At 44.3% G+C, this 18541-nt stretch carries 22 protein-coding genes, 1 pseudogene and 1 riboswitch; of the genes and pseudogenes, 8 read left to right on the plus strand and 15 right to left on the minus strand.

Features of this window, described 5'->3' with window-relative positions; genetic code table 11:
- Positions 1-13: 13 nt before the first annotated feature.
- Complete coding sequence (locus ELS82_RS14530; protein WP_134836120.1) at positions 14-1144, minus strand: homogentisate 1,2-dioxygenase; 1131 nt, start codon at positions 1142-1144, stop codon at positions 14-16.
- Positions 1137-2210, minus strand: coding sequence for a 4-hydroxyphenylpyruvate dioxygenase (gene hppD / locus ELS82_RS14535; RefSeq protein WP_134836121.1), 1074 nt, complete (start codon positions 2208-2210; stop codon positions 1137-1139). Before hppD ends, ELS82_RS14530 begins: the two co-directional genes overlap by 8 nt.
- 411 nt (positions 2211-2621) lie before the next feature.
- Here hppD and ELS82_RS14540 point away from each other — a divergent pair, with 411 nt between their 5' ends.
- Complete coding sequence (locus ELS82_RS14540) at positions 2622-3728, plus strand: M20/M25/M40 family metallo-hydrolase (protein WP_134836122.1); 1107 nt, start codon at positions 2622-2624, stop codon at positions 3726-3728.
- Between the two features lie 78 nt (positions 3729-3806).
- On the opposite strand, the gene ELS82_RS14545 is transcribed toward ELS82_RS14540, so the two are convergent.
- The 3 genes from ELS82_RS14545 to ELS82_RS26315 all read right to left on the minus strand — a co-directional run bounded on the left by ELS82_RS14545 (position 3807) and on the right by ELS82_RS26315 (position 6658).
- Positions 3807-5591: a putative bifunctional diguanylate cyclase/phosphodiesterase gene (locus ELS82_RS14545; protein ID WP_134836123.1), complete on the minus strand. Its 1785-nt coding sequence runs from the start codon at positions 5589-5591 to the stop codon at positions 3807-3809.
- Between the two features lie 156 nt (positions 5592-5747).
- Complete coding sequence (locus ELS82_RS14550) at positions 5748-6482, minus strand: chromosome partitioning protein ParA (protein WP_134836124.1); 735 nt, start codon at positions 6480-6482, stop codon at positions 5748-5750.
- 17 nt (positions 6483-6499) lie between these two features.
- A complete protein-coding gene (locus ELS82_RS26315; RefSeq protein ID WP_004413776.1) occupies positions 6500-6658 on the minus strand; it encodes a hypothetical protein in 159 nt (52 codons plus the stop codon).
- Between the two features lie 222 nt (positions 6659-6880).
- Here ELS82_RS26315 and ELS82_RS14555 point away from each other — a divergent pair, with 222 nt between their 5' ends.
- Positions 6881-7219 carry a 50S ribosome-binding protein YggL gene (locus ELS82_RS14555; RefSeq protein ID WP_134836125.1) on the plus strand — a complete coding sequence of 113 codons (339 nt, stop codon included), beginning with the start codon at positions 6881-6883 and terminating at the stop codon, positions 7217-7219.
- Positions 7220-7258: 39 nt separating this feature from the next.
- On the opposite strand, the gene ELS82_RS14560 is transcribed toward ELS82_RS14555, so the two are convergent.
- Positions 7259-7501, minus strand: coding sequence for a hypothetical protein (locus ELS82_RS14560; protein WP_134836126.1), 243 nt, complete (start codon positions 7499-7501; stop codon positions 7259-7261).
- Between the two features lie 416 nt (positions 7502-7917).
- Positions 7918-8033: riboswitch (glycine riboswitch) on the plus strand.
- A 107-nt stretch (positions 8034-8140) separates the two neighbouring features.
- On the opposite strand from ELS82_RS14560, the gene ELS82_RS14565 reads away from it, so the two are divergent.
- Entirely contained in the window at positions 8141-9514 is a 1374-nt protein-coding gene (locus tag ELS82_RS14565) for an alanine/glycine:cation symporter family protein (RefSeq protein ID WP_134836127.1), read from the plus strand.
- 35 nt (positions 9515-9549) lie between these two features.
- Here the strand turns inward: ELS82_RS14565 and ELS82_RS14570 are convergent, their stop codons facing one another.
- Positions 9550-10212, minus strand: a complete 663-nt coding sequence (locus ELS82_RS14570) for a LysE family translocator (RefSeq protein ID WP_208733182.1) — start codon at positions 10210-10212, stop codon at positions 9550-9552.
- Between the two features lie 195 nt (positions 10213-10407).
- On the opposite strand from ELS82_RS14570, the gene ELS82_RS26320 reads away from it, so the two are divergent.
- Together ELS82_RS26320 and ELS82_RS14575 are read left to right on the plus strand one after the other, a co-directional pair.
- Positions 10408-10575 (plus strand): hypothetical protein, encoded by a 168-nt coding sequence (locus ELS82_RS26320; protein WP_167489328.1) that lies wholly within the window; start codon positions 10408-10410, stop codon positions 10573-10575.
- 76 nt (positions 10576-10651) lie between these two features.
- Complete coding sequence (locus tag ELS82_RS14575; protein ID WP_134836129.1) at positions 10652-12133, plus strand: carboxypeptidase M32; 1482 nt, start codon at positions 10652-10654, stop codon at positions 12131-12133.
- Between the two features lie 83 nt (positions 12134-12216).
- Here the strand turns inward: ELS82_RS14575 and ELS82_RS14580 are convergent, their stop codons facing one another.
- The gene (locus tag ELS82_RS14580) at positions 12217-12555 is read right to left on the minus strand and encodes a zinc ribbon domain-containing protein YjdM (protein ID WP_134836130.1); all 339 of its coding nucleotides are present in this window, start codon (positions 12553-12555) and stop codon (positions 12217-12219) included.
- Between the two features lie 167 nt (positions 12556-12722).
- On the opposite strand from ELS82_RS14580, the gene ELS82_RS14585 reads away from it, so the two are divergent.
- Positions 12723-12935 (plus strand): hypothetical protein, encoded by a 213-nt coding sequence (locus tag ELS82_RS14585; RefSeq protein ID WP_167489330.1) that lies wholly within the window; start codon positions 12723-12725, stop codon positions 12933-12935.
- Between the two features lie 19 nt (positions 12936-12954).
- Here the strand turns inward: ELS82_RS14585 and ELS82_RS14590 are convergent, their stop codons facing one another.
- The 3 genes from ELS82_RS14590 to ELS82_RS14600 form a co-directional block, all read right to left on the minus strand.
- Positions 12955-13566: a LysE family translocator gene (locus ELS82_RS14590; protein ID WP_134836132.1), complete on the minus strand. Its 612-nt coding sequence runs from the start codon at positions 13564-13566 to the stop codon at positions 12955-12957.
- Between the two features lie 169 nt (positions 13567-13735).
- Positions 13736-14152 (minus strand): DUF6232 family protein, encoded by a 417-nt coding sequence (locus tag ELS82_RS14595; RefSeq protein ID WP_134836133.1) that lies wholly within the window; start codon positions 14150-14152, stop codon positions 13736-13738.
- A gap of 135 nt (positions 14153-14287) precedes the next feature.
- Positions 14288-14668, minus strand: a complete 381-nt coding sequence (locus tag ELS82_RS14600; RefSeq protein ID WP_134836134.1) for a SpoIIAA family protein — start codon at positions 14666-14668, stop codon at positions 14288-14290.
- A 91-nt stretch (positions 14669-14759) separates the two neighbouring features.
- Here ELS82_RS14600 and ELS82_RS26325 point away from each other — a divergent pair, with 91 nt between their 5' ends.
- Entirely contained in the window at positions 14760-14966 is a 207-nt protein-coding gene (locus tag ELS82_RS26325; protein ID WP_167489324.1) for a hypothetical protein, read from the plus strand.
- Here ELS82_RS26325 and ELS82_RS14605 read toward each other — a convergent pair.
- Together ELS82_RS14605 and ELS82_RS14610 are read right to left on the minus strand one after the other, a co-directional pair.
- Positions 14864-15085: a VF530 family protein gene (locus tag ELS82_RS14605; RefSeq protein WP_134836135.1), complete on the minus strand. Its 222-nt coding sequence runs from the start codon at positions 15083-15085 to the stop codon at positions 14864-14866. The genes ELS82_RS26325 and ELS82_RS14605 overlap by 103 nt on opposite strands.
- Before the next feature lie 103 nt (positions 15086-15188).
- Positions 15189-16013 carry an alpha/beta fold hydrolase gene (locus tag ELS82_RS14610; protein ID WP_134836136.1) on the minus strand — a complete coding sequence of 275 codons (825 nt, stop codon included), beginning with the start codon at positions 16011-16013 and terminating at the stop codon, positions 15189-15191.
- Between the two features lie 340 nt (positions 16014-16353).
- Between ELS82_RS14610 and ELS82_RS14615 the strand changes: the two genes are divergently transcribed.
- Positions 16354-17298, plus strand: coding sequence for an IS110 family RNA-guided transposase (locus tag ELS82_RS14615; RefSeq protein WP_134836137.1), 945 nt, complete (start codon positions 16354-16356; stop codon positions 17296-17298).
- A gap of 35 nt (positions 17299-17333) precedes the next feature.
- Here the strand turns inward: ELS82_RS14615 and ELS82_RS14620 are convergent.
- Together ELS82_RS14620 and ELS82_RS14625 are read right to left on the minus strand one after the other, a co-directional pair.
- Positions 17334-17918 (minus strand): annotated as a pseudogene (locus ELS82_RS14620) (FRG domain-containing protein); the annotation flags it as partial.
- A 91-nt stretch (positions 17919-18009) separates the two neighbouring features.
- Positions 18010-18288, minus strand: a complete 279-nt coding sequence (locus tag ELS82_RS14625; protein ID WP_134836138.1) for a hypothetical protein — start codon at positions 18286-18288, stop codon at positions 18010-18012.
- Positions 18289-18541: the final 253 nt, after the last annotated feature.

The raw sequence follows: 18541 nt of genomic DNA on the forward strand, positions 1-18541 counted from the left end.
CTTTATCCTCGCGTTACTTTTCCTGCCAACTGTAGATATATTGCTGATTTTCTACTTGTTTTGCTTCATCACTAAACTCAAGTGCATGACGAGTATCAATCATCACCGCGACTTCATCGGTAAACTTCTTCTTATATTCTTGTCCTGCTTTGAACGCCTTTGGGTGAGGTCCGTGAGCAAATCCCGCCGGATGGAATGTCACCATACCCGCTTCGATATTGTCTCGGCTGAAAAAATCACCGGCGTGGTAAAACAGCACTTCATCGTAGTCATCATTGCTATGATAGAAAGGCACTTTCAGCGCACCAGGGTCGCTTTCGATTGGCCTTGGCACAAACGTACACACGACGAAGCCTTGGCCGACAAACGTGGTATGCGCAGAAGGAGGCAAGTGATAGCGATGAGACATCAACGGCCTAATATCACGCCAGTTGACGCGAACCACAGCAAGGTCGCCATGCCAACCAATGGCATCGAGCGGATTAAATGGGTAAGTTACGACACTGACATCACCGTGGCGTTTAATGTGTACCTGCGTCGATTGATCTGAGTATTGCGCTTTAAACGCCTCATCAATCTTGGGCACATCTAAGACCGCAGGGTCAAATATGGCGTGATTACCGACCATCCCCTTCTCTGGCAAAGTGTACGCGGCATCGGTATTTTCAATCATGAGAACAAACATTGGCTCATGTGGCTCAATGCGCCATGTCGTCGAACGAGGGATCATCACGTAATCCCCTTCCGTTACTTTTAAATGGCCGTAGTCACAAAATAGGTCTGCCTTACCTTGGTGGATAAATAGCAGCTCATCACCGTCAGCATTACGCACCAAATGGCTCATCTCTTTATCAAACTTCCACACTCTGACTTTGCAGTTTGCATTGTGTAGCAAATGAGGCACCGCCCAAGGTGACGTTTGAGTGGCTGTTTCGACGTCACTGAAATCGAATGCGCGCGGTTTTAACTCCCCATCCCACTCACTCCAGCCTGTCGGTGCGTGTTGGTGATGAAAGTGTGAGGCAGGGCCAAAGAAGCCACTTCGCCCCGCTTCTCGCTCGTAAATAGCCTCCTGCGGGAAATCGGCATGTGCTTGCTTAGAGCACACTCCCTCCCGGTGAGGGAATGTAATCCACTTATGCATCGTCTAACACCCCGCGGCGAATTTGATCTTCTTCGATGGATTCAAACAGCGCTTTAAAGTTACCCTCGCCGAAACCTTCATTACCTTTACGCTGGATAATTTCAAAAAATACTGGGCCAATCACCGTTTGTGTGAAGATCTGCAGCAAGATGCCATCTTTCATTGGCGCACCATCAATCAGGATGCGTAAATCACGCAGTTTCGCCACATCTTCACCGTGGCCTTGTACACGGTCGTCCACTTTTTCATAATAAGTATCTGGTGTCGGCATGAAGTCCATACCGCGGTTGCGCAGGGTTTGAACCGTTTGATAAATGTTATCTGTGGTTAGGGCGATATGTTGGATGCCCTCGCCATTGTATTCGCGAATAAACTCTTCGATTTGCGACTTATCATCTGAAGATTCATTAATTGGGATACGGATTTTTCCACATGGTGCTGTCATTGCTCGACTGACAAGGCCCGTCAGTTTGCCTTCGATATCAAAATAACGAATTTCGCGGAAGTTACCTATACGCTCATAGAAGCCAGACCATACGTCCATATTGCCCTGCTTCACGTTGTGAGTCAGATGGTCGATTTCATATAGGCCAACATCCATTTTTGCCAAGCGCTCTTTGGCGTCATCGTAGAAACGGAAATCGACTTCATAAATACTGCCGTCTTGGTAACGATCGACAAAATAGAGCAAGCTTTCACCGATGCCGTAAATTGCTGGAATGCTCAGCTCCATCGGGCCAATTTCCGTCACGTACTCTTTTCCGCCATTCTCTAACGCTTGCTTCATCGCCACTGCTGCATCTGCAACACGAAAAGCCATGCCACAAACAGACGGACCATGTACCTTAGCAAATCCGTGTGCCTGGCTATGAGGCTGTGCGTTGACAATAAAGTTCACATCACCTTGGCGATATAACCAAGCTTCCTTTGAACGGTGCTTCGCGACTTCTGCAAACCCTAGAGAGTTAAACAAGTTTTTTAACTTCTCAATGCCCTCTTGATCTGCCGCCGTGTATTCGACAAATTCAAAGCCATCGGTGCCTAGTGGGTTGTACGCTTCGTTCATTTTAGATCCCTCGTTATTGGTTAACTCCGTGTTTCTCTTAATAACTTGGATCACATCGAGGAATAATTGAACCTTTTGCCTGCAGTTGACAATCTTGATACCACCCGAATACAAGTGTAAATAACATGTTAACACTAAAACTTATTGCTATAAATCAAAAGCTTAAACTACAAATTGAAGTAACATTTTATTTACATTGCCAGTTTCCGTACACCTTTATGGACACATTTTATAGCTATTGCACCTTAGCTCTCATTGAGTGACAACATGTACCCTCAAATACAATTTTGCTTAACGTAAATAGAATTTGCTGAAAATTTACCAAGAGCGGCCGATTACTTGATTTAACGCAGGCTTTGTCTCGTGCCACAACGATAAGGTAATGCCTCTGTTCCCATACAAGGTATTACAATGACTCAAATAAACCGTGAACGCCTAATCGACCATTTCTGCCAACTGATCCAAATCGACAGCGAATCGCGTGATGAAAAGCAGATCGCTGAAACACTCTCTGAACAACTTGGGGAACTTGGCTTTACTGTGCACAAGTTGCCAGTACCGCAAGAGATCTCTAACGGCTTCAACATCTACGCTCGTCTTGAAGGCCAATTAGAAGAAAGCATCGTATTAAGCTGCCATATGGATACTGTTACTCCAGGTAAAGGCATCGAGCCCGTGATTGAAGACGGCATCATTCGCTCAAAAGGCAATACGATTCTTGGTGGTGACGACAAATCGGGCATCGCAGCCATTATGGAAGCGGTTCGTATTATCCAAGAACAAAACGCAGACCATAAGACGATTGAGATTGCGTTTACTGTTCACGAAGAAGGCGGACTGTTTGGTTCTGAACACTTCGACATGTCATTCATTCAGTCTAACAAAGCGATAGTGTTAGATACTGGCGGCCCGATTGGCACTATCGTAAACGCAGCCCCTGGTCAGCAAAAGATCGTTGCTAAGTACATTGGTAAGCCTGCTCATGCCGGTCTCGCACCCGAGGAAGGTATCAGCGCGATTCAAGTTGCCGCTGAAGCAATCACGCAAATGAACCTGTTACGTATTGATGAAGAAACTACCGCCAACATTGGTATCGTCGAAGGGGGCTGCGCAACCAATATCGTTATGCCTGAACTAAAAGTGGTCGCTGAAGCACGTTCATTGAACGATGACAAACTGACGGCACAAGTTGAGCATATGATCACAACATTCCAAGCGGCTGCCGACAAGCACGGTGCGCAACTAGAGATCGAGTCAACTCGCGCGTATAACGCCTTTGTTATTGATGATAACCACCCGCATATTCAAGCGGTGAAGAGTTCGTTTGAAGCGATTGGCGCTAGCCCTTACACCAAAGGCACCGGCGGTGGTAGCGATGCAAACAACTTCAATGCGAAAGGTCTAACAACAGTGAACATCTCAACGGGGATGGCTAAGGTCCACACGACTGAAGAATTCATTGCGGTTGAAGATATGGTTAAGGTAACAGAGTTTATGTATCACTACCTGACACATTAATCCTCTACTCCTTCGATTAAAAAAGCCGCATGATGCGGCTTTTTATTTACGGATTACACCTTATCTTCGAATAGCGGCTTATTTTCTAATCACTACGGGCTCACTCACCTCTTGCTGTTTTAGCATTGAGAAAAACTCGTCACGAGATAAAGGTTGAGAAAACAGATAGCCCTGATACTGGTCACACTGCTCTTGCGCCAGCACATCGAGTTGCTCTTGAGCCTCTACCCCTTCAGCCACCAGCTTTATACCCAAACTGTGACCCATTTGAATGATGGTCCTAATCAGGATGCGATCGGAGTGACTGGTCGCACACTCATCGACAAAACATTTGTCGATCTTGATGATATCGACCGGTAGTTGCTTAAGGTATTTCAAGCTTGAATACTCTACCCCAAAGTCATCGATCGCAATCGAAACACCTATTGCCCGTAACTGCCTGCAGATATCGGTAATGTTCTCCGGATCGCTCATCAAGGTCGATTCGGTGATTTCGAGCTGCAGTAAGTGAGAAGGCAGTTTGATCTCTTTAAGCGCTTTGACCACCACATCAAATAAATCCGCATGGGCAAACTGTACCGTGGATACGTTCACGGCAATACACACTGGCGTTCCTGCGTCATTGAACATCCTTGCCTGTCTGCAAGCCTCATAAATGATCCAGTGGCCGACAGGGACAATTTGGGTGGTCTTTTCAGCCACAGGAATAAACTCAGTAGGCGGCACCATACCTAACTGTGGGTGATTCCAACGTAGCAAGGCTTCCGCCCCCATAACTTGAGCAGAATCCACCGAAACTTTCGGTTGAAACATCAGCACAAATTGCTCACTTTTCAGCGCCGATTTAATTTCCGTTTCTATTTGATGCTGGCGAATCGTCTCGCCAAGTAACTCGTCATTAAACCAGCAAACATTGTTGTCATGATCTGAGCGAGCTTTGAATAAGGCAAAGTCGGCGTTCTTTTCCCACACTTCGTTACTGCCAGATGCATCTTCTGCAAGTGCAATCCCCATACAAAAGCTTAAGCGATGTGACGTGTCATCAACACTGTACATAATTCTTTGATTTTCATTGAGTTTAGACACTAAATCTTCCAGTTTATTGGTTAGCTCTTCACTCTCAACCAATACCAGAAACTCATCCCCACCCAAGCGATAGACCGTGCCATCCGTACCAATCACATCACGCATGTGCTGGGCAAAAGCCACCAGTAAATCATCACCATGCCGATAGCCCAATCTATCATTCACATTTTTAAAACCAACCAATCCAATATGAATCAAGCCGAAGTGGATTGCATTCGCTTTGTCGACCTGTGCTATCGCATCTTTGTAAGCATTCATGTTTGGCAGTTTGGTCAGATAATCAGTCTGACTTTTGGTTCTAAACTCTGCCGCTTGCTGCTTGGTTTTCACATAGTAATAAGTCATTAGAGTGGCAAACAGCGTAATGGCGGTTAGCTCTAAAGAGGTGTCAATAAACGCATCAAAATCCGATAGCGACAATTGGTATAGATAACCATTGATCAAAGCAGCACACACCGCTATTGGCCACAACGTGCCAGGGAAAAGGACGATGTAGCAGAAAGGCAATAGAAACAAGCATTCTTTAATCGCATCTAAGGGAAACGATTGGACTAACCCACCAAAGATAAACAGCGCCGTGGCTGAAAAAGCAAAGATATGTTTTAAAGATTCTGATGTGACGACCAATGCCATAAGGAGAAAAGCGGGAAACAGGTAATAGGCGTATTCCCAAGGGTGAGGCTGCGAAATCAACCCGTGCGAAGTAATGCCTACTGCCCCTATATACGCAATATAGACGATTACCTGCATACCTTGATTAATTTTAACCAGTTGCATCCGATGCCTTACCAATCCCTGTGCTCATATAAACAGTAGCGCAAATTCAACATTTCGAGAGGACGAAATGAACATATTGTTCTATTTAGCTTAGGTGACCTACAAAAAAAGCGCCTCTGTAGGCGCTTTATATGAATTCTTTGATTATGGTACGGCTTACAAACCAAGCTCTTCCGATAATGCTTGCATCTGTTTCAAGTCCATTTGATGAACTCGAATCATTTGCTCAATTTGGCTCAATCGAGAGTTCGCTTCGTCTTGCTTATCGCACGCATCTGATTTTGCATCCCACGAAGTCCCTTCAAGGTAGACATCACAGGCTTTTTTAAGCGCTACCAGTTTCGGCTCTAGCTCGTCACGCTCTTTCTCTAACGCTTCTAACTCTTGCTTCACTTTCAATTCTTGCTGGAACAACTCTCTTGAACGTTCAAACATGGTCGCCTGCATATCAGCTTGGCGGTTCAGTTTGCTGTTTTTAGAGTTAGCACTATCAAGTTGTTCACGTTGCGTTGTGACTTGCTGCTCAAGCGAAAGATTCACTTTTTCCAACTCTTTCACTTGCTGCTCAAGCTTGCTCATAGACGCTTGGTGAGCTTCTTGTTGCTCTTGGATGGCCAGCTGCAGCTTCTGCTCAACTTCATCATCGACTTTAGCGACTTTTTCTTCCACTCGAACAGCCATCTGTTTCTTGTCAGCGGCCAGCGTTTGATACTGTTGTTCCAACGTATGGTAAGTCTCTTCCCATTTTTTTGCGGTCAACGTTGAGCCAATCAAGCCCCCTAATGCCAAGCCTAAAACGCCAGCAATAATGATATATATCTGAGTGCGTTTATCTCGCTCTTCAATGACAACAACGTCATCATTTTCTTGGCTATCGGTTTGTTCGTTCAATTCTTTGCTCCGAGTCGTTAGCGGATGAGTTCTGTGACCATTAATGTCGCGGTATAGATTAAAAAGCCAGATACCATGGTAATCACAACGTATTTTTGTAGCTTCTCGCTGGTTCGATAACGTATCAACACATAAGCTAACGCGATCAAAAATACTATAGCCAATAACCTTGTCATAACCTCTCCTTAGGCAGACTTTCTACTTCTTACTTTATACCATTTTTGTCCCTAAATAGTCAGAATTACGTAGGTTTCTTGTCGAGCAAACAGAGCACATTGGCTCAAGGTCGCACTAACAGGACAAACAATCATCAACTACCGGTGTGAGCTAGCATTTAATTTGGTGACAACGGCAATTTGGGGTATAAAGGACTCACAATTATCAGTGAGATATTAGATATGAAACCATACCAATTAAACAACAAAAAACGTCGTATTCAGAAAAAACTGTTCTTAGGTGAGTTTGCAATGCTTGGCTTCGAACTAAGCTGTGAAACGACGATCAACGACTTCGATCGTTACGATACGTTTGTTGATGACTTCATTGATTATGTAGACGCTCTTGGCTTATGTTTCGGCGGCGGTGGCCTTGAACTTTTTGAAGGTTTCCTATGCTGCACTGAACGTTATGCCGATGTGACTGAAGAGCAGAAAGCACAAGTTGTCGCTTGGCTAGAAGCTCGTGAAGAAGTGACATCAGTAAAAACGAGCGAACTCGTTGATGCTAACTACTTCTAAATAAAGAATAGCGCCATAACGGCGCTATTTTTTTATCTGCTACCTTACCTCTAACCCTAAATTGTACTGAGCTAAACATCTCAAAACGTAACTGACTTTAAGAAACGCAGCGATCACTATCGTACTTATATGCGCCGCGATTTGTTGAGGCAAAGAGAATGCGTCTGCATAAGGGTAAGAAATCAGTACACTCACAAGCATAGCCAACGCCGTTACCGCTAAAGCAACGTTAGAGAATGAGAGTAACATACTGAAATTTTTTTTCGTTGGTTGAGCAATCATATCGACCTCACTGTGATCTTTATTTTGTTTTACCCTTCTATTGCAGTTTCCTTGCCAAATAAACTAACCCTTATAAAACAAGCAAATAAAACAACCCCAACCCAATAATAAGTCATATTGACTCACAATTTACACAAGTCAAAATGACACACCCAAACCATTAAGACATTGAAATTCGACCGCAAAATTATTGTTATTTCATATGAAAATTTTGGTTGAATTACACCAAAAGAATGATAGAGTTCACACGTCAGCATGATTTCAGAACTGTTGACTAACTTTTATCCACTAGTTGGATAATCGTTCCGATGAAGACTGCAGGAGAGTGGTTATTTACCAAATTTTAACATTTGGTAAGAATAACCTACCGAAGAAGTAAATCTTTCAGGTGCCACGTTGTGGTGAGGACTGTCGTTGGAGGAACCTCTGGAGAGAACCGTACTACTTAGTTGTAGAAAGCGGTCGCCGAAGGAGCAAGCTCTACCCTAATTGGTAGTGTGAAACTCTCAGGCAAAAGGACAGAGGAGTGGAAAGACCTATTCTGCTGCATGGCGTTTGTTGTGCATCAATACCAGAGATCCGCGATCTCTGCGCTTTCACTCTTCTCCTTAAATAAGCATTATCACTTAAGGGGAAATCATGGATAACCTACAATCTTTACTTAAAACAATCGACAATTTTGTCTGGGGCCCACCGCTGCTCATTTTGCTCGTTGGTACTGGTGTCTACTTCACTTTTCGCTTAGGCCTATTACAGTTTCGACACCTGCCTACTGCCCTCAAAATGGTCTTCAGTAAAGATGACTCTAATAAGCAAGGTGACGTTTCAAGCTTCGCCGCGTTATGTACTGCTCTATCTGCCACCATTGGTACTGGTAATATTGTTGGTGTCGCAACCGCGATAAAACTAGGTGGTCCAGGCGCACTGTTTTGGATGTGGCTGGCAGCCTTATTCGGTATGGCAACAAAATACGCTGAATGCTTGTTGGCAGTAAAATACCGCCAGCAAGACAGCAACGGTCAGATGATCGGTGGCCCAATGTATTACCTGCAATATGGCGTAGGTTCAAAAGCGTTAGCCGTTATGTTTGCGGTCTTTGCTTTAGGCGTGGCCTGCTTCGGTATTGGCACCTTCCCTCAGGTAAACGCTATTTTGGACGCGAGCGAGATCTCTTTTGGTGTCTCACGCGAGATTTCAGCCAGCGTACTAACCCTTCTAGTTGCTTTCGTTACCTTGGGCGGTATTAAATCCATCGCTAATGTCGCAGGTAAGGTCGTTCCGACTATGGCGCTGTTCTATGTGCTTGCCTGCTTAAGCGTGATCATCATGAATGCTGATAAGCTGCTTGAAGCAATAGAATTGGTGCTTGTTTCTGCGTTTACTTCAACGGCGGCAACAGGTGGTTTCTTAGGCGCAAGTATTATGCTGGCTATTCAGTCTGGTATCGCACGCGGGGTATTTTCTAACGAATCGGGCCTTGGTAGTGCACCAATGGCTGCAGCGGCGGCAAAAACAGACTCATGTGTTAAGCAAGGCCTGATCTCAATGACAGGTACGTTTTTCGATACTATTATCATCTGTACCATGACAGGCCTAGCGTTGATCCTAACTGGCGCATGGCAAAGTGACTTTGCGGGCGCAGCGATGACCACCCATGCGTTTGCTGTTGGTCTCAACGCACAGACATTTGGCCCAATGCTGGTCTCTATTGGCCTAATCTTCTTCGCCTTCACGACGATTCTAGGCTGGAACTACTACGGTGAGCGCTGCGTTGTGTATCTGTTCGGTACCAAAGCGGTATTACCTTACAAGTTTATCTTTGTCGCTTTAGTCGCATCAGGTGCATTCCTTCACCTCGATATGATTTGGATTATTGCCGATATCGTCAACGGTTTGATGGCGATACCTAATCTGATTGGCCTCATCGCGCTGCGTCAGGTAGTGATTGAAGAAACCAAACAATACTTCGCCGCCAGTGTTAACTCACTGAAAGAGCCTCAGTTGCAAAACTAACCCAGTAAAAAACAGCGACCTCGGTCGCTGTTTTTTTATTCTTCCACCATGAGTTTTATCCCCAAACCGACTAACACGGCCCCGGTCGTCGCTTCCATCCTTTTCATAAAGGTCGCACTTTTCAACAGACTCTTTGCCGAGTTTAGCAATCCCGCCAGTCCACACTGCCAGATCATCGCAATCACAAAGTGGATACTCGCCATCAAGCAAGATTGCACAAATGCCGAACCTTCAGGATTAATAAACTGAGGTAAAAAGGCCAAATAAAACACCGCGGTTTTAGGGTTAAGCACATTAGAAAGAAAGCCTTCTCTCAGTGAGCGCTTAACGTCGATTCGTGTGTGCGCGCACTCTGTCGCCAGCGATCCGACCTTCCCTTTCCAAACACTTCTTAGGGTCGTCATTCCTAACCAAATCAGGTACGCCGCACCGACCATCTTAACAAGGTTAAACAACTCAGCAGACTGAGCTAAAATGGCAGAGATGCCCACTGCTGAAAACGTGGCGTGAACAAAAAGGCCAAGACAGATCCCTAAACTGGTTGTCGCACCATCGGCAAAACCGCCACGTGAAGAGTTACGTACCACCAGCGCGGTGTCCAAACCCGGCGTCAGTGTAAGGATGGTTATCGCTAACAAAAAAGCTTCAAAATTATTGAACACGTCAACTCCTATGACAGTGGCTAGTGGGAGGCTCATGTCGATATTGAACCCTCTTACCCCAATCTGGCAATAAAACACCCTACTAAAAACGTGATCATAGTTCCACTAATGATTGAACTCACATTTTTTAATGCATGCAGATGTACTGAATGACAGCCCATTAAAATTTATTTAGTATGCCGTTAGGTAACAACCTATTTCACGACATGTCACTTCGGGGGGAAGAAACACATGGTGATGGTACAGCTCTCTTACCAGGTAATGGGCATTGGTAAATGGATACAAGTTAACGTCAGCCAAGATGTGGCTAACGCACTACTGATTGAATACGAAAGCTATGGCTGGCCCGTCAAATTAACAATACAAGAAACGGAATTGCAACTCGCTAACCATGGATAAAACAAGCGGTAATAACTTGGTCTACCCGATTTAGGTTGGTAGACTTTGTTTTTTATCCAGTCACGGAAGGCGATTTATGAGCGCATTCAACAAATTAGTAGCCCACTCTCAGAAAATATCTCACTTTGAACACCTTGCAGCCATTGTTGGTTGGGATCAAGCAGCAATGATGCCCTCTGGCGGTAATGAGGCTCGCAGCAGCGCGGTTGCTGAGTTATCGGTTCATATCCACTCTCTTCACACGCAGCCGCAGCTTGCAGATTGGTTTGCTCAAGCTGAACAAGAAACTCTCAACACTCAAGACTGTGCAACGCTAAGAGAGCTTAAGCGTCAGTGGCAGCAGGCAAACTTACTTCCTGAGTCTTTGGTGCAAGCGAAATCATTAGCGGGTTCAAAATGTGAACATGCATGGCGTAGCCAACGCGGTGATAACGACTGGCAAGGTTTCGAAAAGAACTGGGCAGAAGTGGTTAAGCTATCTCAAGAAGAAGCGCAAATAAGAGCAGAGGCGAATAACCTAACCCCTTACGACGCCATGCTCGATATTTATGAGCCGGGTACGAGCTCTGAATCTCTTGACCGACTGTTTAATGATGTAAAAACTTGGCTACCAGATCTGATTGATCAAGTCATCGAAAAGCAATCAACTGAGCACTTCATTGAGCCACAAGGTACGTTCGAGACCAGCAAACAGAAAGCGCTCGGCTTAGAAGTGATGAAGCTATTGCAATTTGACTTCGAACACGGTCGATTAGATGAAAGCGTGCACCCATTTTGTGGCGGTGTCCCGAGTGATGTAAGAATCACAACTCGTTACGATGAGAACGAGTTTGTTCAATCGTTGATGGGCATTGTCCACGAGACTGGCCATGCTCGTTATGAACAAGGCCTGCCGACTGCTCTCGCTGGATTGCCTTCAGGCGAAGCTCGTTCAATGGGTATTCACGAATCGCAGTCACTGTTTTTTGAAATGCAGGTTGGCCGAAGTGACGCCTTTATTCAGCATCTTGCGCAGCTCGCAGGCAAGCACTTTACTCAGCATGACAAAGCCCTGTTCACTCAAGAGAATTTCCAGAAGCTTTATACCCGAGTGAAGAAAGACTTTATCCGAGTCGATGCTGATGAGCTCACCTACCCTGCTCACGTTATTTTACGTTATGAGATCGAGCGCGATCTTATCAATGGCAACATCAAGCACACTGACGTCCCTGAGCTCTGGGATAGCAAAATGCAGCAATACCTTGGCTTATCAACTCAAGGCAATTTTAAGAACGGCTGTATGCAAGACATTCACTGGACGGACGGCGCATTCGGCTACTTCCCTTCTTATACCTTAGGAGCGATGTATGCGGCGCAATTTATGGCGTCAATGAAGCAAAGCGTCGATGTTGATGGCGCAATTCGCAGCGGAGATCTTAGCCCGATATTTACTTGGTTATCAGACAATATCTGGAGTAAAGGCAGCTTACTCACAACCGATGAGTTAGTGAAACAAGCCACGGGTGAAACGCTAAACGCAAGTCACTTTAAGCAACACTTAGCTAATCGCTATCTATAACCGTTAGTCAGTAACAAAAAACGCCTCAATGATCCGTCGATTATTGAGGCGTTTTTATCATTATTAGATTGATATCAAGGGCGTTAAGCCTTCTTAACATATTTGGCGGTGACCATCATCTCGCCGCCTTTATCCAATTTACAATCAAGTTGGTGATCTTTGCCTTCCACAATGCGTCGAATGGTCGCTTTAGTGCCAATCTTTAGCACTGCTGAGCTTCCTTTCACTTTGAGATCTTTAATAAACGTGACCTTATCGCCTTGCTCCAGCACCGCACCATTCACATCTTTGATCGCATTGGCTTCTTTCTCTGCGGCAATTTCTTCAGGGTTCCATTCGTACGCACACTCTGGGCACACTAAGTTGCTTTGGTCTTGATACACATATTCAGAGGAACAATTTGGGCAAGGAGGGAACGACATAACTATCTCTTTATTCAGTGACTATTGACTCTATGGTAAAGCTTAATGGCAGCTTAAGCGAGTAATATGCGCCGCTTTCATTGCATATAAAATTAACTTAAGTTGTATAAGCATTCATTTTCATACTACGCTTTATCAGCAACAGATAAACCAAGGAGGAGATGGTTATGGACAAACTGCTTTCATCAGCGTTAAAAATTGGCCAACGAACTCAAGTCACTAGCTTATTTGCGAGCAAAGGTTTCAAAATCGCAATGACCGACTTTGACGACGTTATATTTGAAAAAGCCGGTGTTCGAGTCAATGTGCATTTTGACCGAGCCTCCAACGCACAATCTGTTTCTATTTTAGGTGGACGTTCTGAACAACTCTTGAAGTAAATCGCTAAACGTTTCACCTTTAGACAAGTTGGTCGACAATTTCTCCTAGAACAGGTAAGACCGACAATACCAGCAAACCTGACATGACTAGGTTAAAGCATTTCTTGTAGCGCTCGCTGTTTAACAACTTTTTCAAGACTGATCCAAATAGTAGCCACACGCCTACACATGGAAAAGAGACTAAGAAAAAGGTCAACGCAATCATCAGGTTTTGGCTTAAAAAGCTCGCCCCAGTAGTCGTGAATGCGGCGATAGCACCCGTGGCAACGATCCACGCTTTTGCATTTACCCATTGGAACAAAGCACCTTTCATAAAGGTAAAGGGTTGTGTTTGATGTTTTGATTCAACTGACGTCGAAGAGCCCGCGATAAGGTAAGCGAGATATAAAAGATAAACGACACCAACACACTTGATGATAAAGTGCAGAGACGGAAAAAGCTCAAACAATTCGGAAAATCCTAACCCGACCATCAACAGCATGATGGTGAAGCCAACGCAGATACCTGTGAGCAGTGGCAAACTCTTCTTTATGCCAAAGTTTACACCTGACGTCATGACCATGATGTTGTTTGGCCCTGGTGTGACTGACGATGACACAGCAAATAAAACGACGGCTAGTAGGTATTCCATATAATTGACTCTTCTCACTCATCCATATACTGCACATGAGGACTGAGTGTTTATTAATCAATACTCTTTAATCAATCTCATACATATCTATTAGACTGACGCCGCTCAAGATCAGTACTTTGAAATACCACAAATAAAAAGCCCGCCATATGACATGGCGAGCTTTTCATTACTTTTGATTGCGTAAGGCAAGTTCAACATCTTTAAAGACTTGATACTCTTTTTTGGTGCAGCCTCTTGCAAGAGCAACCCAATGATCACCGGTTTCATCTGTCCCGATAAACTCTGCTCTCAACTCATGTTTTCGCCAACAAGAAAACCCGATAACGAAGGTAAGCGCCAAAGCAATGAATCCAAATTGAGGGACAAACGCCCAAGTTGCCGCTGAAAGGACTAAAGCAAGTGAAACAATATTCACAGCATTGTCTCTCCAGCCTAACTTGCGTACCTCTACACGTTTTATTTTGCTCAAACGGTAGCAGTCTTTGCCAACGGACAAGCCGCTAGCGGTCACTTGAAAATCATCCGCCTTGTAATACTTACGAATTCGGCCCACTAGCCTTTTACCATCATTGTTATTTCTCATCGCCTTTCTCCATGTTATTAAAGGTTAGTAAAAACTAATATAATCATAGAGTTATGCTTGAGAACTCATTTTATAAACCAAGCAAATAACACAATCAAGAAAAATCGAAATTTTTAATCGTAAAAGTAACAAGAACTAGTCGGTTAGCCACTCGATAGCGGACTGATAATCGCCAAAAGAACGCATATCTCCAGAGATAAACCATCCGCCCACTTTCGACGCTAAGTCTTGCCAATTTTTGTCACCATAAATCGCAACTTTCTCCAGTTTGAAACCGAGCTTTAAACCCAACTCAAAATCATCCCACGCTGCACGTAACTCCCAACCTGAGAACTCGGTGATATCAACAAGCATCTTAATATGCTTGCGGTTTACAGCCTGCAGTGTGGAGTCGAGAACCGGAGTAATGGCTTGATAGTCTTGATGGGTAAGCTTTCCGGTAACTTTAAAGACGAGGATAGATTGATCGTGTATACGCTCAATCCCAAGGGTAATGCCATGACGTTCATTGTTCATAACCAGCTCCTTTACATTGTCTGCTGGCTATAGACTAGAACATCTATGCAACGGCGAGTGAGAACTAGACTCCAGTTTTGAAGGAGTCCAAATGAATCAATCAGGTAGAGGACTTAGCAATTACAAAACAGCGGCTAATCACCAAGCAGCCTTCCGTGGTCGCTTAGATATTCTGTATTGCTCTTTTAGTGTGTTCTACTTGCAAAAGGTCTCAATATACAGGGCTTCAACCTTATCTCTTGCCCACGGAGTTCGTCGTAAAAACTTTAAAGAGGACTTGATTGAAGGATTACTATAGAAACAGTTGATTTGTATTTCTGCATCTAGGCCTTCCCAACCGTAATGCTCTTGTAATCGCACAAGGATTTTTTCTAAGGTCAATCCGTGCAATGGGTTATTGGGCTGGTCTTGGCTCATGTTTGGGTATTCCTGCGATGCTAATTTTGAAAGCCGAAGTCTATCAGATAGAGTCTTACGATACTGAAGGTTTTCACGTAAAAACTAACGATGACAAAATGCACTATTTTTTAAGTACGTTCAGAATGAACTTATCAACTTCTGCATAAAAACGGGCAGGATCATTTTGTACCCAATGGTTTGCGCCTTCAAACGCGACGTTCTCAAGCGTTGAGATAAATTCAATAGCCCGGTTGCAACCTTTTAGGCTTTGGGTTCCCCAGAAATATGCTGTCGGTATCGATAAATTTTCATACGTTTGTCCCCACGCGACAACACCTCTGTCATCTTGAGTACTATGTTGCGCATAAATCTGGCTAGCGGTTTCGCCCAACACTTCGGGCTCACAACGCCTTACTGAAGAGAGATACTTAACGCCCGCACCATGACCCCATTTCATTGTAAAACGCGAGGCAAAACCTTCACCTTTTACCCACTGAGAAAACTCATGTTGGTTTAGCTCTGCATATTTCTCAGCTATCACTTGAGACAGGATGATGTTTTCCGCATGAAGCCCCCCCTCCGCATTAATAAAGCCCTGAATCACACCTTGCTTATCATAGTCACAGACTAGCGTAGACGTATCACCGCCCCAAGAGTGTCCAAGGAGAAAACACTGTTCAATGCCCAACTGTTCTAATGCTTGTAAGATTCGCTTCGCTTGCGTTTCCGTAGTGTGGGACATAACAGACGCGGGAGAGTAACCGTACCCACATAAGTCAAACATGACCAGATTGTAATTAGGTAGCCAATCTATCGCGTCCGCAAAACACAAATGCGACTCACCTAATCCATGGATTAGAACTAAGGTTTCTCGAGAATCTTGGATTGGTGTCGACAAGCAATACAAACTGTCTCCAGCGATATCTAACCATTTTTCTTCTAACACATTGTCCTCACAACTCTAACGGCTTAAGTAGTATTTATCTTAACGAATCGTATCTGAAACGAAAGAGATTACTTCAGAAAACCAGAGTGTTTAATTCCAAGCCGAAGCAAAATCTTTATTCTGATTTCCCAACACCTATTCCTGAATAGCGACCCTACTTAAGGTATTGTCATTCTATGGTTTTAGCTGCCACTAAAACCTTCTATGTAGTAGTTCGATTGAATGCTGGCTCCTCAATTGAGAGACCGATAACAAGCAAGAACGCTACGTAGACTTTAAACACTCACCTCGAATAACCCAGGGCTTGAGCAACTTTCAAGTCAACAAGAGTTCGCTAATTATGAATCAAACCATCACCGTCGGCGTAGACACGGGTAAATTACAATTAGACATTCACATTCGACCTTTAAAGCTATTTTTCTCCGTCGAAAATTCAGATATCGGAATCCAATACGCACTGAAGATCATTAAGCTACACCAGCCAGATCGTATAGTTATCGAAGCGACTGGCCGCTTAGAAATGCCTTTTGTACTCGCTTGCGCAAAAGCAAAACAGCCGATTGTGAGAGCGAATCCTATCCACATTAAAAGGTTTGCGGGTGCCATTGGCCGACGAGTTAAAAGTGACAGACTCGACGCGGAACTTATTGCTCATTACGGTGAAGCTATTCAACCTCCCCTAACATCGATAAAGCCAAATGATCTGCGTCTAATGAGCGACCTGATTGCTCGTCGAGAGCAGTTGCTTTCCATGCGCACAATGGAGAAAAATCGTATTCAGATATTGCCTAAGCCATTGCATTCCACCATAAAGCCTGTACTTACAGCATTAAACCGACAAATCACCAAGCTTGAAGAAAAGTTAGTTTCACTCATTGACCAGTGCCAAGAGTATCGGGGAAAAAGTGAAATTCTGAAAAGCGTCCCCGGAATTGGCGATATTGCAGCTGCCTCCCTCATCTGTAACCTTCCTGAACTCGGTTACATTACCAATAAACAAGCCGCTTCACTCGTAGGTGTCGCCCCTATAACTAAGGAGAGCGGTGGTTATAAAAGAAGGCGTGTAACCCAAGGAGGAAGAGCTCAAGTCAGAACGACTCTTTATATGGCGATGATGTCGGCCATGCAATGTAACCCGATTTTTAAAACGTTTTATACGCGGCTGGTTGATGCTGGCAAACCAAAGAAAGTCGCCATCATCGCATGCGTGCGCAAAATGGTCGTCATCCTGAACTCGATGCTGAAAAATGACACCATGTGGCAAGAAGAGAGAGTTATAACTTAGCTACTTTTCTAGTCAGATAGATTATGTTCGAGTAGCTAGCGCGCTCGCAATTCAATCGCTAAGTTAGTTAAGTCTGGATAGATATCCCCTTTTCGAAAGCCCATGATGTCGATCGTTTGTGCAACGTCAAATATGCATTCAGCGGGAATAATGTACTCGCTAAGGAAGCTTTCGTTACTAGACTTATCAGTTAACGGCTTTTGCTCGGAGTGGATGGTAAAACAGCCCTGCTGGACAAACATTCTCATATCACTTTCAGCGGCCATCGCGGCCATCACCTTGTTGTTTTCTTTGCCGCGATGAGAGAAAGCCGGCGAGATCATGGGATGACACATATGAGCATTGATGGAAGGCGTGACGCTTCCAAGCCCCTCAATTTCGTTTAGAACATGAGGTTTTAATACCCAGATACTCGCATCAACAGGTTGAGTGTGCTTACCATCCAGGTAATCTTCAATAGCGAAATAAATAGCAATGAGAGACGAGCGGCTCCAATCAAGCAATCTCGTAGGCAACCCATAATGCTGCATCAAGCTTAACCAAGCAGCAGAGTCGTTATACGAAGGGAGTGGCCCATAGCGCGTGCCCGCTCTTGCACAAAACGTATTTGTTAAGTGTCTCTCCCCATCCTTATTATAATCTCGCCAAACCGCTTGTTATATGCCTGAACCCAAAGCCTGAGAGTCCCTTAGTGAGCACCCAAAGCAAGAACTACAAGCTATATAGCCTTTTGCGATCTTTGCGATAGCACTTAAAAGCCAAGACCCAGAACGAAACTAAGGCAAACAATGCTACCTTGTCGTATCTATGTAATAGCTTCCCAACTGCGGCATCTTCCAAAGGTTTCATTACCCCTTGGAACTCAATTTCAGCGATGAAGTATTTGCCGACCAATAAAATTACGAAGTGAAAAACGACGCCAAAAATCAATGCTAATTGAGTGCGTTTGGACAATGAAAGCACATATAGAAATTCATATACAAAGTTCATTTTTACTTCCTAGCTGTATTGGCATATAACGCCCAATTAAGTAGTGAGCAACGCTGCCACTCACTAAAAGTATTGTGCCGTAATCACCAAAGCTGATTCAAACCAAAAGTGCCAAGCGTTGCGAATCTGCTTAAATTATTGTATGGATAATAAGCGCTCCAATCGGGTAAGGTGAGACCCAGACTTTAACTGCAACTAAAGTTCTTCTATCTGGTAGTTCGATTAAATGATGGCTCCTCTATCGAGAGACCGA

The sequence above is a fragment of the Vibrio ouci genome (assembly GCF_004551525.1).
Taxonomy (GTDB): domain Bacteria; phylum Pseudomonadota; class Gammaproteobacteria; order Enterobacterales; family Vibrionaceae; genus Vibrio; species Vibrio ouci.